The organism is Bacteroides sp. NSJ-48 (assembly GCF_014287405.1).
Taxonomy (GTDB): domain Bacteria; phylum Bacteroidota; class Bacteroidia; order Bacteroidales; family Bacteroidaceae; genus Bacteroides; species Bacteroides stercoris.
This window is the reverse complement of sequence record NZ_JACOOD010000007.1, coordinates 59,154-74,400: the sequence shown is the minus strand read 5'-3', so window position 1 is coordinate 74,400 and position 15,247 is coordinate 59,154. Positions and strand designations below refer to the sequence as shown.

Here is a 15,247-nt window from a genome sequence, read left to right as displayed (position 1 = left end):
ATGAATAATTTTAAAGTATTGATGAACGGGATTGTAAAAGAGAATCCTACGTTTGTACTCCTGCTTGGTATGTGTCCTACATTGGGTACGACTTCATCTGCTATCAACGGTATGGGTATGGGACTGGCAACGATGTTCGTGCTTATCTGTTCCAATGTGGTGATTTCCGCTATCAAGAACCTTATTCCGGATATGGTGCGCATTCCTTCTTTCATTGTTGTAATCGCATCGTTCGTAACACTGCTGCAAATGGTGATGCAGGCTTACGTTCCCGCACTTTATGCGACACTGGGCTTGTTTATTCCGCTGATTGTAGTAAACTGTATCGTACTGGGCCGCGCCGAGGCTTTTGCTGCCAAAAATAATCCGGTGGCATCCTTCTTCGACGGTTTGGGTATGGGATTAGGTTTTACTATCGCATTGACTTTATTGGGTGCTGTCCGCGAATTCCTGGGCACAGGCAAGATATTCAACCTCACGATTCTTCCCGAAGAATACGGTATGCTGGTATTTGTTCTTGCACCGGGTGCGTTTATTGCTTTGGGATACCTCATTGCGTTGGTTAACAGCTTCAAGAAAGCATAATTTGTAATTCATAATTAGAATTGATATTATGGAATATATATTGATATTTATCTCGGCAATCTTTGTCAATAACATTGTGTTGTCGCAATTCCTGGGTATCTGTCCGTTTCTGGGCGTATCCAAGAAAGTGGAGACGGCGTTGGGTATGTCGGCAGCAGTGGCATTCGTGCTTACTATTGCTACAATCGTAACGTTCCTCATTCAGAAGTTTGTGCTCGATGCTTTCGGTCTGGGCTATCTTCAAACCATCACCTTTATCCTTGTGATTGCCGCATTGGTGCAGATGGTGGAGATTATCCTGAAAAAAGTATCTCCTTCTTTATACCAGGCTTTAGGTGTGTTCTTGCCTCTGATTACAACGAACTGCTGTATTCTCGGTGTGGCTATCCTCGTTATCCAGAAAGATTATGATTTGCTGACCGGTGTGGTTTATGCATTCTCTACGGCTATCGGCTTCGGTCTGGCGTTGACGCTCTTTGCAGGTCTGCGCGAACAGATGAGTCTGGTGAACGTGCCGAAGGGTATGCAGGGAACTCCGATAGCTTTGATTACCGCCGGTTTGCTGGCTATGGCATTCATGGGCTTCTCCGGTGTAGTTAAGCTCTAAGATATACTCTGATTTTTAGATAAAGCGAAGAACCGGTTCTCTTTGTAAAAGAAGAGGGCGGTTTCTTCGCTTTGTCTTTTATAGGCAGAGTTATCGTACACGGTCAGGGGTGAAATATTCTTTGGTTAATTTTTACCGGTCATGTACGTGCTTTATGAATTTATTTCCTTACATTTGTAGCCTAATGATAACCTAAAAGCTAAATTATCTATATTAATATGAAAGAGAAAATCTTGGTTACAGGCGGAACCGGCTATATTGGTTCTCATACTGTGGTAGAACTTCAGAACGCAGGTTATGAAGTCGTTATTATCGATAATCTGTCAAACTCCAGCGCAGATGTTGTAGACAACATTGAAAAGGTATCGGGCATCCGTCCAGCATTCGAGAAATTGGATTGTCTGGATTACGCCGGTCTCGACGCTGTGTTTGCTAAATATAAAGGTATCAAGGCTATTATCCATTTTGCGGCAAGCAAGGCGGTGGGAGAGTCTGTGGAAAAACCGTTGCTTTATTACCGCAACAACTTGGTTTCCCTGATAAACCTGCTCGAACTGATGCCTAAGCATGGAGTGGAGGGCATTGTATTCTCTTCTTCCTGTACCGTATATGGCCAGCCCGACCATCTTCCCGTAACGGAAGAGGCTCCTATCAAGAAGGCGGAATCCCCGTACGGAAATACGAAGCAAATCAACGAAGAGATTGTCCGTGATACGGTTGCTTCCGGTGCTCCCATCAATGCGATTCTGCTGCGTTACTTCAACCCGATTGGCGCCCATCCTTCGGCACTGCTCGGTGAATTGCCTAACGGTGTGCCGCAGAATCTGATACCGTACCTCACCCAGACGGCTATCGGTATCCGTGAGAAATTGAGTGTATTCGGTGACGATTACGATACTCCTGACGGTTCCTGTATCCGCGATTTCATCAATGTGGTGGATTTGGCAAAGGCTCATGTTGTAGCTATCCGCCGTATTCTGGAGAAGAAACAGAAAGAAAAAGTGGAAGTGTTCAATATCGGTACCGGACGCGGTCTTTCCGTATTGGAATTGATCAATGCGTTTGAAAAGGCAACCGGTGTGAAGCTGAACTACCAGATTGTAGGTCGCCGTGCCGGAGACATAGTAAAGGTGTGGGCCGACCCGAAACTGGCAAACGAAGAGCTGGGCTGGAAAGCGGAAGTAGGTATTGAAGATACTTTGCGCTCCGCATGGAACTGGCAGTTGAAGCTTCGTGAGAGAGGCATTCAATAAGAATAAAGATTTTGAACTTTTTAACATACAGAAAATAAACAAATGCTTCCCCGCATTTGTTTATTACATGCAAATCGGCCTGACGCTGCTTATGTATATGTGAATATCCGTAATTAGTACATATGCCTCCCCGGCATAGACAGGTAAGATTGCATAGTAGTTTTGTCGTGTTTTATTTTGTGTTTGTGTTGTGAATAAGCCTTGTCGCGAGACAGGGCTTATTTTTTAAGAGAATACGGATGGCTTTTTATGATTAGGTGCATTACCGATTGTTAACCAACGTTATTATGTGTGGAACAAATTGTTCCCATTGTAGTATTAATCGTTCAAAATAGTGTAATTTATAGAAAAAATGCTTTTGAGGAGAACAATTAGACGTGATTTGTTTATACATTTGCGAAGTTGTTTATGTAACTATTTTGAATGAACAAACAGTCTGGCGCGAATGTTAGTAGAGCAAGTGAATTTGGACGATGAAAGACGCGACATGACTGATGGAAGATTCCATGCAGCGACTTACAATTTTACTGGAAATAATTAGGAAAATAGAATATAAAAAGATTGCTTATGTCACAGATTGTTGGACATATCTCTCAGGTTATCGGACCTGTTGTAGACGTCTATTTTGAAGGAACAGAGGCAGAGCTGATGCTGCCAAGCATTCACGACGCACTGGAAATAAGAAAGAATCACGGTAAAAGGCTGATTGTGGAAGTACAGCAGCACATTGGTGAAAATACCGTAAGAACCGTAGCTATGGATAGTACGGATGGTCTGCAGAGAGGCATGAAAGTTTACCCGTTGGGCGGACCGATCACTATGCCGATAGGAGAGCAAATCAAAGGCCGTCTGATGAATGTCGTAGGAGACTCTATCGACGGAATGAAAGAACTGGACCGTACTGGTGCTTATCCTATCCACCGCGAACCCCCTAAATTTGAAGATTTGACTACCGTACAAGAGGTGCTCTATACGGGTATCAAGGTTATCGACCTGCTGGAGCCATACAGTAAGGGCGGTAAGATCGGTCTGTTCGGTGGTGCGGGTGTAGGCAAGACTGTACTCATCCAGGAGTTAATCAATAATATCGCCAAGAAGCAGAACGGTTTTTCCGTGTTTGCCGGAGTGGGAGAGCGTACCCGTGAAGGTAACGACCTGCTGAGGGAGATGATTGAATCCGGTGTAATCCGCTATGGCGAAGAGTTTAAGAAAGGAATGGAAGAAGGTCATTGGGATCTTTCCAAAGTGGACTATGACGAAGTGGCCAAATCGCAGGTGTCCCTGATATTCGGTCAGATGAACGAGCCACCGGGTGCGCGTCAGTCGGTTGCGTTGTCCGGTTTGACGGTAGCCGAATCTTTCCGTGACATGGGGTCTGAAACGAACGGTCCGCGCGATATATTGTTCTTCATTGATAACATATTCCGTTTCACCCAGGCCGGTTCCGAGGTGTCTGCACTGTTGGGACGTATGCCTTCGGCCGTAGGTTATCAGCCTACACTTGCAACGGAAATGGGTGCTATGCAGGAACGCATTACTTCTACACGCAACGGTTCCATCACTTCCGTACAGGCAGTATATGTTCCTGCCGATGACCTGACCGACCCTGCACCCGCCACTACTTTCACGCACTTGGATGCAACAACGGTATTGAGCCGTAAGATTACCGAACTTGGCATCTATCCGGCTGTCGACCCGTTGGAGTCCACCTCTCGTATTCTCGACCCGCATATCGTAGGTCAGGAGCATTACGAAGTAGCTCAGCGCGTAAAGCAGATTCTCCAACGCAACAAGGAGTTGCAGGATATTATCTCTATCCTCGGTATGGAAGAACTTTCGGATGCCGACCGCACATTGGTGAATCGTGCCCGCCGTGTACAACGTTTCTTGTCACAGCCTTTTGCTGTGGCCGAACAGTTTACCGGAGTTCCCGGAACAATGGTCTCTATAGAAGATACCATTAAAGGGTTTAAAATGATTCTGGACGGTGAAGTCGATTATCTGCCCGAACCGGCTTTCCTGAATGTCGGCACTATCGAGGAAGCAATAGAGAAGGGAAAGAAATTGCTGGAACAGGCAAAGAAATAAAAATTCAGTAGACTATAAAGATGAAAGGACTGCATTTGGATATTGTATCGCCGGAAAAAGAAATCTTCACAGGCGAAGTCGATAGTGTAACGTTGCCGGGTACGCTTGGCTCGTTTACTATTCTGGTGCAACATGCACCCATTGTATCGTCGTTGAAGGCAGGTACGCTGGCTTATGTAACGAAAGACGGCGAAGAACGTGCACTGGATATTCATGGCGGTTTTGTAGAGATGAACAGCAACAGAGTTTCGGTTTGTATAGACTGACTCTTCTGATTACCAACCTTAAATCGAATTGATGTGAGCATAACAAAACGGAACTATTTGTGGCAAGTGGCGCTTCTAACGGTACTGGTGGGCGGCATAGGCGGATGGGTTTATTATTCGGTGTTCCCGCACCACTATTTCGGCGGTTATCCGCTGATACCTGTATTCTTCCTTGTTTTCGGCATGTTTATGATAAACATGATTGAAAGCTGCCGTTACCGGATGCCGGGGCGGATGTTGCAGATATACCTGCTGATGCGTGTTATGCGGATGCTTGCATCTATCATTGTGATGCTGGTGTATTGCGTTGCAGTGCGTGAGGAAGCAAAAGAGTTCCTGTTGACGTTCATCGCTAACTATCTGATATATTTGACTTATGACTCCTGGTTTTTCTTCACTTTTGAAATGAACCGGAAGCTGAAAAAGAAAAAGAGACAAGAAAATGAAACAATTGCGTAACATACTAACCGGAGTATTGCTGGCATGTGGGTTGTTGTTACCTGCCGTTTCTATGCAGGCCGACAGTATTCCCGCAGCGCAAAACGGCCTTGTGGCCGAACTCGACAGCATGGCCCAACGTGACGATGTGACTCCTGCCGAGCAAGAGGAGAATACGGTAGACGTAAAGGAAATCGTGTTCGGGCATATCGGCGATTCGTACGAATGGCACATCACCGATTTCGGAGAAACGAAGGTTATCATTCCGTTGCCCGTCATTGTATATAGCGGCACAACGGGGTGGCACGTATTCCTTTCTTCCCGTCTGGAGGAGAACGGAGGCAGTTACGAGGGACTTTCCATTGCTCCGGAAGGCAGCAAGTACGAAGGAAAACTGGTGGAGCACGATGCAGCAGGCAATGAGGTGCGTCCGTGGGATATATCCATTACGAAGGTTACGCTGGCATTGCTCATCAACAGTGTATTATTGATAGTCATCGTACTGAGCGTTGCCCGCTGGTATCGCAGGCATCCTCAGGACAGTGCGGCTCCGGGCGGTTTCGTCGGGTTTATGGAGATGTTCATTATGATGGTGAATGATGATGTCATAAAGAGCTGTGTAGGACCGAAGTACCGTAAGTTTGCCCCTTACTTGCTTACTGCATTCTTCTTTATCTTCATAAACAACCTTATGGGATTGATTCCGGTATTTCCGGGCGGGGCAAATGTCACCGGTAACATTGCAATTACAATGGTGCTGGCCGTGTGCACATTCCTTGCCGTTAATATTTTCGGAACCAAGACATATTGGAAAGATATTTTCTGGCCCGATGTGCCCTGGTGGCTGAAAGTGCCTGTGCCCATGATGCCGTTTATCGAGTTCTTCGGAATCTTTACGAAGCCGTTTGCCTTGATGATACGTCTTTTTGCCAATATGCTGGCAGGACACATGGCAATGCTGGTGCTTACATGTCTGATATTCATATCGGCAAGTATGGGACCTGCCTTGAACGGTTCGCTGACGGTAGCTTCGGTGCTGTTCAATATCTTTATGAACGGATTGGAATTGCTGGTCGCCTTTATCCAGGCGTATGTGTTTACCATGCTGTCGGCGGTGTTTATCGGTCTGGCACAGGAAGAGCACACGGAGAAAGCCGGTGAGAAGAAGGCGGTAAAATGAGAAACTGATAAGATTATCTGGAATATAAACATTAATAAAATAACAATTTAAAATTTGAAAGTTATGTTACTATCTGTATTATTGCAAGCTGCTGCGGCAGGTGTTGGAGTTAGTAAATTGGGCGCTGCCCTGGGTGCTGGTTTGGCTGTTATCGGTGCAGGTATGGGTATTGGCAAGATTGGTAGTTCTGCCATGGAAGCCATTGCACGCCAGCCGGAAGCATCGGGAGATATTCGTATGAACATGATTATTGCCGCCGCCTTGATTGAAGGTGTTGCATTGTTGGCGGTTGTTGTGTGTCTGTTGGTATTCTTCTTATAAAAAAAATAAATTATGTCATTGTTATTACCTGATAGTGGTCTGCTGTTCTGGATGCTCCTTTCATTCGGCGTGGTTTTTGTGGTACTGGCCAAATACGGCTTTCCCGTCATTACGAAAATGGTGGAAGAGCGTAGGGCCTACATAGACCAGTCGCTGGAAGTGGCACGTCAGGCAAACGCCCAGCTCGCCAAACTGAAAGAGGAGAGTGATGCGTTGATTGCTGCTGCAAACAAGGAGCAGGGGCGCATCATGCGGGAAGCAATGCACGAGCGTGACAAGATTATTGTCGAGGCGCGTAAACATGCCGAAGCCCTTGCACAGAAAGAGCTGGATGATGTGAAACAGCAGATTCAGCAAGAGAAGGAAGAAGCTATCCGTGATATCCGCCGTCAGGTTGCTGTACTATCGGTAGATATTGCGGAGAAGATAATCCGTCATAATCTGGACAAAGAGCAAGACCAGATGGAAATGATTGACCGTATGCTGGACGAAATGCTGACGGCCAATCGCTAATCATTAATCTTTGGAAAAATGGATATAGGAATTGTTTCGATGCGGTATGCAAAGGCTCTCATGGAGTATGCCAAGAGCACGGGTACGGAAGACAGGCTGTATACGGAAATGCGCACGTTGAGCAGGAGCTTCAGGAAGCATCCTGATTTGCGTGCGGCATTGGAGAACCCTGTACTGCCGGTACAGGAGAAATTCTCGCTTATCTGTACCGCAGCAGTGGGGGATGCTCCTGCCGGACAGGAATTGTCCCGTTTCGTTACGCTGATATTAAAAAACAGGCGTGAGGCATTTCTGCAATATATCTGTTTGAGCTATCTGGACTTATACAGAAAGAGCAGACATATCGGTGTAGCGAAACTGACGACTGCCGTACCCGTAAGTCGTGAGATTTGGGAACGCATCCGAAATAGCGCTTCCCATCTGTTGCATGCCAAAATGGAGTTACAGACCGATGTTGACCCTTCCATCGAAGGCGGATTTATATTCGACATCAACGATTTCCGTCTGGATGCCAGTATTGCTACCCAGCTAAAGAGAGTGAAACAGCAGTTCATTGATAAGAACAGAAGAATTGTATAACAGTGGTTAGTGATATAACCGAATACCGATCATTAATCACTAAACATTAATTGCTAAATAAAATGTTGTCTGAAAATATAAAAGTAAGCGAAGTCTCCGATATTCTGCGCAAACAGTTGGAAGGCATCGACACCCGCGTGCAACTGGACGAAATCGGTACGGTGCTGCAAGTCAGCGATGGCGTGGCGCGTATCTACGGATTGCGTAATGCCGAAGCAAACGAGTTGCTGGAGTTTGACAACGGTATCAAAGCCATCGTGATGAACCTTGAAGAAGATAACGTAGGTGCTGTGTTGTTAGGCCCTACGGATAAAATCAAGGAAGGCTTCGTGGTGAAACGTACCAAGCGTATCGCTTCCATTATGGTAGGCGAGGGTATGTTGGGACGTGTTATCGACCCGTTGGGCGAACCGTTGGACGGCAAGGGACTGATAGGCGGCGAGCTTTGCGAAATGCCGTTGGAGCGTAAAGCACCGGGCGTTATTTACCGTCAGCCGGTAAACCAGCCGTTGCAGACCGGTCTGAAGGCTGTCGATGCCATGATTCCTATCGGCCGCGGGCAGCGTGAGCTGATTATCGGCGACCGCCAGACGGGCAAGACCGCGATTGCCATCGATACCATCATCAACCAGCGTGCCAACTACGAGGCAGGCGACCCCGTATACTGTATCTACGTAGCTATCGGCCAGAAAGGTTCTACGGTGGCATCTATCGTAAATACGCTGCGCGAGAACGGTGCGATGGATTACACCATCGTTGTGGCAGCTACGGCGGGCGACCCGGCTGCGTTGCAGTATTACGCCCCGTTTGCCGGCGCTGCAATCGGCGAGTATTTCCGCGATACCGGCCGTCATGCGCTGGTTGTCTATGACGACCTGTCCAAGCAGGCCGTGGCGTATCGTGAGGTATCCTTGATTTTGCGCCGTCCGTCCGGACGTGAGGCCTATCCGGGCGACATCTTCTACCTGCACTCCCGTCTGCTGGAGCGTGCGGCGAAGATTATCAACCAGGAAGAGGTGGCACGCGAGATGAACGACCTGCCCGAAAGCCTGAAAGGCAGAGTGAAGGGCGGCGGCTCATTGACGGCGCTTCCCATTATCGAAACGCAGGCGGGCGACGTGTCGGCTTACATCCCTACAAACGTAATCTCCATTACCGACGGGCAGATATTCCTCGACACCAACCTCTTTAATCAGGGCAACCGTCCGGCTATCGACGTAGGTATCTCTGTGAGCCGTGTAGGCGGTAACGCCCAGATTAAGGCAATGAAGAAGGTGGCGGGTACGTTGAAGATAGACCAGGCACAGTATCGCGAACTGGAAGCATTCACCAAGTTCAGCGGCGATATGGACCCGGTTACTGCGCTCACCATCGACAAGGGCCAGAAGAATACCCGTTTGCTGGTACAGCCCCAGTACAGTCCGATGCCTGTAGAGAAGCAGATTGCCATTCTTTATTGCGGCACGCACGGTTTGCTGAAGGATGTGCCTTTGGATAAGGTGAATGAGTTTGAACGCAGTTTCCTCGAATTCCTTGAAAGAGATTATCAGATGGAGGTGCTCGATGTGTTGAAGTCGGGTGTCATCGATGACAATGTCTGCAAGAAGATAGAAGAGACGGCGGCAAAGGCAGCCAAGCAATTTATGTAGATGGCAGTTAGGCATCCGGCAACCCCTAACCGCTAATCACTAACCCCTAATCACTATATGAAATGGCTTCACTGAAAGAGGTAAAAAATAGAATAAGCTCCGTCAAGAGTACGCGTCAGATAACTTCGGCGATGAAGATGGTGGCGTCCGCCAAGCTGCATAAGGCACAGGGGCGGATTGAGAATATGCTGCCCTATCAACGGAAGCTGAACGAGATTCTGACAAACTTCCTGAGTACGGATGTTACGGTAGAGTCTCCCTACACCGAGGAGCGTCCGGTAGGGAAGGTGGCAATTGTGGCATTCTCGTCCAATTCGTCTTTATGCGGCGCTTTCAACTCCAACGTGGCAAAGATGCTGGAGCGTACACTGGAAGACTACCGGTCGCTGGGCAAGGAGAATATCCTGGTGTATCCCGTAGGCAGGAAAGTGGAAGAAGCCGTAAAGAAATTGGGATATGAGCCGCAAGGCAGTTATCAGGAAATGGCCGACAAGCCTTCGTATGTGCAGGCTTACGAGCTTGCCGGACTCCTGATGAAAGAGTTCCTTGAAGGGCGCGTCGACAAGGTGGAGCTGATTTATCATCATTTCAAGTCTATGGGCTCGCAGGTGCTGACGAGAGACAACTATCTGCCCATCGACTTGGGCAAGGTAGCCGAAGAAGCAACCGGGACTGTCGGAAAAAGCAGTTTCAACAATGATTATATTGTAGAACCCTCTGCTTCCCAACTGGTGGCCGAGCTTCTTCCTAAAGTGTTGAGCCAGAAGATTTATACGGTCCTCTTGGATTCGAACACTTCCGAACACGCGGCACGTATGCTTGCCATGCAGGCTGCCACGGACAATGCCAATGAGCTGATTCAGGACTTGACGAAGCAATACAACAAGAGCCGCCAGCAGGCGATTACGAATGAGCTGCTGGACATCATTGGCGGCAGTATGAAATAATTTTTCCGGCAGGAAACAAGGATAAGAGGTTATGTCCCAAAAGGATATGACCTCTTTTTTTACGGATGCCGTCCGTGCGGCAAAAAACATTAGCCGGTTTTCCTTTTCCTTTGTTTATTTGTACTACCTTTACCGTTCTAAAATAAACCGAAAAGAACAATGGAGCAGAACCCCGAATTAGCGCTTGCGTGGCAATTCATCGAAAGCACAGGCACTCATCTTTTTCTGACAGGCAAAGCCGGAACCGGTAAAACTACTTTTTTGCGCAAGCTTAAGCAGGAAAGTCCCAAACGTATGGTAGTCGTTGCGCCCACCGGCATAGCGGCCATCAATGCCGGCGGTGTTACCATCCATTCGTTCTTTCAGATTCCGTTTGCGCCTTATGTGCCCGAAAGCTCGTTCAGTACGAATGGAAAGGCAAGCTACCGCTTCCGTTTCGGTAAGGAGAAAATCAATATCATACGCAGCATGGACCTGCTGGTGATTGATGAAATCAGTATGGTACGCGCCGACCTGCTGGATGCGGTAGATGAAATGCTCCGCCGCTACCGCGACCCCTACAAACCGTTTGGCGGTGTGCAGTTGCTGATGATTGGCGACCTGCAGCAGCTGGCTCCCGTGGTGAAAGACGAGGAATGGCAGATGCTCAGCAAGTACTACGACACTCCCTATTTCTTCTCCAGCCGCGCGCTGAAGCAGACGGAATATTGCACCATCGAGCTTAAGACCGTATACCGGCAGAATGACGGAGACTTCCTGGAACTGCTGAACCGCATCCGTGAGAACCATTGCGACCCGCAGGTGCTGGAAACGCTGAACCGCCGCTATCTCCCCGGCTTCCAGCCTCGGAAAGAGGAAGGATATATCCGTCTGGTCACCCATAACTATCAGGCGCAGCGTATCAACAGCTACGAGCTGGAACAGCTTCCGGGACGTACCTATGCGTTTCGCGCTACTGTCGAGGGGAAGTTTCCCGAATATTCATACCCCACGGACGAAGTTCTCGAACTGAAAGAAGGTGCTCAGGTGATGTTCGTGAAGAACGACTCTTCCGGCGAGCACCGCTACTACAACGGTATGATTGGTGAGGTAACCTCCGTTTCCGCCCAGAGTATCGAGGTACGTGCCAAAGACAGCGGGGATACTTTCCTGTTGCAGGAAGAGGAGTGGGCAAATGCGAAATACGTCTTGGACGAAGAGAGCAGGGAGATTGTAGAAGATATTGAAGGCACCTTCCGGCAGTTTCCCCTGAAACTGGCGTGGGCCATTACAATCCACAAGAGTCAGGGGCTTACGTTTGAGCGTGCCATTATCGACGCCAGCGCATCCTTTGCGCATGGGCAGACGTATGTGGCACTGAGCCGTTGCAAGACGCTGGAAGGCCTGGTGCTCAGCGCACCGCTTTCGGCAAAGGCTGTTATCAGCGACCGTGCCGTAGACCGGTTTACGGAAGAAGCCCGCCGGAACGAACCGGACGAAAACCGCTTCCATTCACTGCAACGTGCCTATTTTCACGGGCTGCTGTCGGAACTGTTTGATTTCCTGCCGCTGGCACAAGCGTTGCAGCGCTATGTACGGCTGGTCGATGAACATCTTTATAAACTCTATCCCAAGCAGCTTGCCGCCTACAAAGAGGCGGCGGAGCGTTTCCGCGAAAAGGTGGTAAAAGTGGCGCAGAGGTTCGGCATACAGTACAACCGCCTGATTGACGCCGCACAGGATTATGCTGCGGACGAAACCCTGCAGGAGCGGATTGTTGCGGGAGCCGGTTACTTTAAAGATGAAATGGCGCTGTTGTATCCCGTATTGATAGGGCCACGCGCTCTTGCCACGGATAATAAGGTGCTGAAGAAGCAACTGAACGCAGCCAAAGAGGATTTGAATACTCTTTTCCTGTTGAAAAACAGACTGCTGGCATACATAACGGAACACGGATTCAGCACAGCCGGGTATTTGAAGCGGAAAGCCATACTGTCTATCGGCGAGCATGCTGTCTCCGGCAAAGAAGACCTGAAGCGGAGAGGCATGCTGGATACGGTGGAGAAGAACATGCAGGACCGCAAAAGGAAAGAAACGGCGGCATCTTCCGTTCAAGTGCCTTCGGACGTACTGCATCCTGAACTTTACGACCGCCTGGTGGCATGGAGAAACACGGAAGCAGCCCGTTTGGGGCTGCCGGTCTACACGGTCATCCAGCAAAAGGCCATCTTGGGCATCAGCAACCTGCTGCCTGCCGACAAGGACATGCTTGTCCGCATCCCTTATTTCGGGAAGAAAGGGGTGGAGAAGTACGGAGACGCCATTCTGGAAATAGTATATGCGTACTGCAAGGAGAAAGGATTGGCAGAGCCGGATCTTATGTTTTAGTATGGTCGAACCGCTGTATCTGATTATATCAGTCTGTGATGTTTACGGTTAGAACGGCGTTCGGTTGCCCTGCTGTACTTCGATGCGTATGCCGAATGCACCGTTGGCGGATTTCATTTCAAATGCTCCTTTGAAGTTGTTCTTCTCCCACGGCAATGCCGAACGGTTGGGAACTTTCCAGCCGTCCTTGTCGTACTCGCCGTATGTATTGATACGCATTCCGTTCTTCAGTTTGAAGCTGCCCATTTGCAGGTTCTCCGGCGATGACCAGAAGCCCGTCAGCCCAAACGGATTCATGCTGTAAACGGTGGCGTTGGTGAGCGAGAACACATTTGAAAGCCCCTGCGAGTAGGTCGCGTCCGGGTTGAGACGGAATATCCGGCTGTAGTCTTTGCTTGCATCCGGTATTTCCAACGTAAACCGGGGCAGGCGGGGAGCTTCCATTCTCATGAGGCTCATGTCCAGGAGAAAGCCGTCATAATTCTTCGTTTCGGGTAGGAATGTCCCTTCGGGCGGCGTACCGTCGGGCAGGTTATGGGAGCGTATGCTGTCGCCCTTCGTTTCGGTTTGGGCGTGTAGTGAAACGGCACTTGCCAGCAGGGCGATGATAAAAAAACAAACTTGTTTCATGATTGGGCACGGTTATTGTTTTCTTCTCAGACAAAGATAATCCTTTCCGTCAATTTTCTGAAACTTCTTTATATTATTTCTCATTCTTTATACTAAACCAAATTCTGCGGTTTGTGCCGTTGTTATGCTTTTCTTTTCTTGTAAGAAGGCATATCATTTCTAACAAACCATACCTTAATGGATACTGAAAGCCCCGTCCACAAGCAAGGCATGCCCGTCTACGAAACTAGCCTGCGGACTGCATAGCCAGAGTACCGCATTGGCTATCTCTTCGGGCTTTCCGAGGCGGCCTGCCGGAATGTCGCGCACCAGTTCCGTTTCGAGTTGCGGGTTGCGGCGCATCAAATCCTCCGCCATGGGGGTGCGGATAACTCCGGGGCATACGGCATTAATACGTATGTTCTTTGCCGCATAATCAATGGCGGCAGTACGGGTCAGTCCTATCACGGCATGTTTGCAGGCAATATAAGCTGCCTGTCCCGGAAATCCCGTTACGCCGCCCTGCGAAGAGGTGTTTACGATGGCTCCCCCGCCTTGACTTAACATTTGGAGAATTTCATGGCGCATGCAGTTCCATACGCCTTTCAAGTCAACGGCAACCGTGCGGTCGAACTCATCATCCGTGATTTCCGCCATGGGACGTTGCGGGGTCTGTATTCCCGCATTGTTTAACGCCGCATCCAGTCTGCCAAAAGAGTTGACAATCCAGTCTATCATACCTTTCACAGCCTTTGTGTCCGATACGTCGCAACGGTAGGCCACTGCTTTATAACCTTCTTTCACCAGACTTTCAGCCTGTTCTTCCGGTTCGTTTATATCTGCCAACACGGTGATATATCCCGCTTTTGCAAACGCCTGCGCACAGGCAAGTCCGATTCCCGTTGCAGAACCGGTGACTAATGCTACTTTTTCTTCCATTGTCTTCATTGTTTTAATGTGATTAATTCCGTTTGCAAAAATACCCGGATATTGGACAAGGGAAGATACCCTGATTACAGAAGCTTGTATCCTATTTACGGATTTGGCAGGCGAGTGTCCGTAAAGGCATTGCAGCTATCAGGCCGGCATCAGTTAACTGTCAGTTTATGTTAACTATCAGTTTATAGCCTATCCCCCGCACGTTTACGATGCGTATGCGGTCGTCTTGCGCCAGCTTGTGGCGCAGCTTCGTTATGAATACGTGCAGGCTGCGGGAGTTGAAGAAGCTGTCGTCTCCCCAAAGGTCGAGCAGTACATTCTGGGTATTGACCACCTGATTGCGGTTCTCGCAGAGGCGCTTCAGTATTTCCGATTCGCGGTGTGAGAGTTCCATTTCCGTATCGGCGTGCGGAGCAGCACCGGTTCCTGTATACGCCAGCCGTTGCGTGACGGGGTTGAACCGGTAATTGCCTATTTCAAAGTCGGTGACTTCTTTGGGAGCAGATTCCGTAAAGTTGAAAGCCTTGCCCGCCAGCGCCTTGATGCGGATAATCAGTTCCTGCATACCGAAAGGTTTCTTCAGATAATCGTTGGCGCCGAGTTCAAAGCCCTCTACAACATCATTGATGGCGGAGCGGGCAGTGAGGAAAAGCACCGGCGTGTGCTTGTCGGTCTGGCGGATGCGGCGTACCATTTCGAAGCCGTCCATACGGGGCATCATGACGTCTGCCACCAGCACATCGGGGCGCAGGTCGAAGAACAGGCGCAACCCCTCCTCGCCGTCGGCAGCGGTGTGGATAATGAAACTTTGCCCTTCCAGCGTGTCCTTTATAATCATGGCGAGGGTTTCTTCATCCTCAACCAGCAATACTTTTATTTTATCCATGACATCCTTGTTATTCTTGT

At 48.9% G+C, this 15,247-nt stretch carries 16 protein-coding genes; 13 read left to right on the top strand and 3 right to left on the bottom strand.

Annotated features, from left to right (window positions below; translation table 11 throughout):
* From rsxE to H8S52_RS05125, 13 genes are all read left to right on the top strand, one after another.
* Positions 1-585, top strand: a complete 585-nt coding sequence (gene rsxE, locus H8S52_RS05185; RefSeq protein ID WP_005653901.1) for an electron transport complex subunit RsxE — start codon at positions 1-3, stop codon at positions 583-585.
* A gap of 28 nt (positions 586-613) precedes the next feature.
* The gene (rsxA, locus tag H8S52_RS05180; RefSeq protein WP_005653902.1) at positions 614-1,192 is read left to right on the top strand and encodes an electron transport complex subunit RsxA; all 579 of its coding nucleotides are present in this window, start codon (positions 614-616) and stop codon (positions 1,190-1,192) included.
* Between the two features lie 218 nt (positions 1,193-1,410).
* A complete protein-coding gene (gene galE / locus H8S52_RS05175) occupies positions 1,411-2,445 on the top strand; it encodes a UDP-glucose 4-epimerase GalE (RefSeq protein ID WP_005653903.1) in 1,035 nt (344 codons plus the stop codon).
* Positions 2,446-3,012: 567 nt separating this feature from the next.
* Positions 3,013-4,533, top strand: coding sequence for a F0F1 ATP synthase subunit beta (atpD, locus tag H8S52_RS05170; RefSeq protein WP_022103828.1), 1,521 nt, complete (start codon positions 3,013-3,015; stop codon positions 4,531-4,533).
* A 20-nt stretch (positions 4,534-4,553) separates the two neighbouring features.
* Complete coding sequence (gene atpC, locus H8S52_RS05165) at positions 4,554-4,799, top strand: ATP synthase F1 subunit epsilon (RefSeq protein ID WP_005653906.1); 246 nt, start codon at positions 4,554-4,556, stop codon at positions 4,797-4,799.
* A 33-nt stretch (positions 4,800-4,832) separates the two neighbouring features.
* Complete coding sequence (locus H8S52_RS05160; protein WP_117906229.1) at positions 4,833-5,258, top strand: hypothetical protein; 426 nt, start codon at positions 4,833-4,835, stop codon at positions 5,256-5,258.
* A complete protein-coding gene (atpB, locus tag H8S52_RS05155) occupies positions 5,242-6,417 on the top strand; it encodes a F0F1 ATP synthase subunit A (RefSeq protein ID WP_186909417.1) in 1,176 nt (391 codons plus the stop codon). Before H8S52_RS05160 ends, atpB begins: the two co-directional genes overlap by 17 nt.
* A 63-nt stretch (positions 6,418-6,480) precedes the next feature.
* On the top strand, positions 6,481-6,738 hold the full coding sequence (atpE, locus tag H8S52_RS05150) for an ATP synthase F0 subunit C (RefSeq protein WP_005653914.1): 258 nt from the start codon (positions 6,481-6,483) through the stop codon (positions 6,736-6,738).
* 12 nt (positions 6,739-6,750) lie between these two features.
* The gene (gene atpF, locus H8S52_RS05145) at positions 6,751-7,251 is read left to right on the top strand and encodes a F0F1 ATP synthase subunit B (protein ID WP_005653917.1); all 501 of its coding nucleotides are present in this window, start codon (positions 6,751-6,753) and stop codon (positions 7,249-7,251) included.
* A gap of 18 nt (positions 7,252-7,269) precedes the next feature.
* A complete protein-coding gene (locus H8S52_RS05140; protein WP_186909416.1) occupies positions 7,270-7,830 on the top strand; it encodes a F0F1 ATP synthase subunit delta in 561 nt (186 codons plus the stop codon).
* Positions 7,831-7,895: 65 nt separating this feature from the next.
* Complete coding sequence (gene atpA, locus H8S52_RS05135; protein ID WP_117740113.1) at positions 7,896-9,479, top strand: F0F1 ATP synthase subunit alpha; 1,584 nt, start codon at positions 7,896-7,898, stop codon at positions 9,477-9,479.
* 62 nt (positions 9,480-9,541) lie between these two features.
* The gene (locus H8S52_RS05130; RefSeq protein WP_117985114.1) at positions 9,542-10,426 is read left to right on the top strand and encodes a F0F1 ATP synthase subunit gamma; all 885 of its coding nucleotides are present in this window, start codon (positions 9,542-9,544) and stop codon (positions 10,424-10,426) included.
* Between the two features lie 159 nt (positions 10,427-10,585).
* Positions 10,586-12,793, top strand: a complete 2,208-nt coding sequence (locus H8S52_RS05125) for an HRDC domain-containing protein (protein ID WP_186909415.1) — start codon at positions 10,586-10,588, stop codon at positions 12,791-12,793.
* Between the two features lie 48 nt (positions 12,794-12,841).
* Here H8S52_RS05125 and H8S52_RS05120 read toward each other — a convergent pair whose 3' ends face one another.
* The 3 genes from H8S52_RS05120 to H8S52_RS05110 form a co-directional block, all read right to left on the bottom strand.
* Complete coding sequence (locus H8S52_RS05120; RefSeq protein WP_186909414.1) at positions 12,842-13,423, bottom strand: occludin; 582 nt, start codon at positions 13,421-13,423, stop codon at positions 12,842-12,844.
* Between the two features lie 174 nt (positions 13,424-13,597).
* The gene (locus H8S52_RS05115; protein ID WP_118939564.1) at positions 13,598-14,350 is read right to left on the bottom strand and encodes an SDR family NAD(P)-dependent oxidoreductase; all 753 of its coding nucleotides are present in this window, start codon (positions 14,348-14,350) and stop codon (positions 13,598-13,600) included.
* A gap of 151 nt (positions 14,351-14,501) precedes the next feature.
* A complete protein-coding gene (locus tag H8S52_RS05110) occupies positions 14,502-15,227 on the bottom strand; it encodes a response regulator transcription factor (protein ID WP_186909413.1) in 726 nt (241 codons plus the stop codon).
* Positions 15,228-15,247 lie beyond the last annotated feature (20 nt).

Bases quoted from the DNA above. Each gene is read 5' to 3' on its own strand.
- rsxE (WP_005653901.1), top strand. From the start codon at position 1: ATGAATAATTTTAAAGTATTGATGAACGGGATTGTAAAAGAGAATCCT.
- rsxA (WP_005653902.1), top strand. From the start codon at position 614: ATGGAATATATATTGATATTTATCTCGGCAATCTTTGTCAATAACATT.
- galE (WP_005653903.1), top strand. From the start codon at position 1,411: ATGAAAGAGAAAATCTTGGTTACAGGCGGAACCGGCTATATTGGTTCT.
- atpD (WP_022103828.1), top strand. From the start codon at position 3,013: ATGTCACAGATTGTTGGACATATCTCTCAGGTTATCGGACCTGTTGTA.
- atpC (WP_005653906.1), top strand. From the start codon at position 4,554: ATGAAAGGACTGCATTTGGATATTGTATCGCCGGAAAAAGAAATCTTC.
- atpB (WP_186909417.1), top strand. From the start codon at position 5,242: ATGAAACAATTGCGTAACATACTAACCGGAGTATTGCTGGCATGTGGG.
- atpE (WP_005653914.1), top strand. From the start codon at position 6,481: ATGTTACTATCTGTATTATTGCAAGCTGCTGCGGCAGGTGTTGGAGTT.
- atpF (WP_005653917.1), top strand. From the start codon at position 6,751: ATGTCATTGTTATTACCTGATAGTGGTCTGCTGTTCTGGATGCTCCTT.
- H8S52_RS05140 (WP_186909416.1), top strand. From the start codon at position 7,270: ATGGATATAGGAATTGTTTCGATGCGGTATGCAAAGGCTCTCATGGAG.
- H8S52_RS05130 (WP_117985114.1), top strand. From the start codon at position 9,542: ATGGCTTCACTGAAAGAGGTAAAAAATAGAATAAGCTCCGTCAAGAGT.
- H8S52_RS05125 (WP_186909415.1), top strand. From the start codon at position 10,586: ATGGAGCAGAACCCCGAATTAGCGCTTGCGTGGCAATTCATCGAAAGC.
- H8S52_RS05120 (WP_186909414.1), bottom strand. From the start codon at position 13,423: ATGAAACAAGTTTGTTTTTTTATCATCGCCCTGCTGGCAAGTGCCGTT.
- H8S52_RS05115 (WP_118939564.1), bottom strand. From the start codon at position 14,350: ATGAAGACAATGGAAGAAAAAGTAGCATTAGTCACCGGTTCTGCAACG.
- H8S52_RS05110 (WP_186909413.1), bottom strand. From the start codon at position 15,227: ATGGATAAAATAAAAGTATTGCTGGTTGAGGATGAAGAAACCCTCGCC.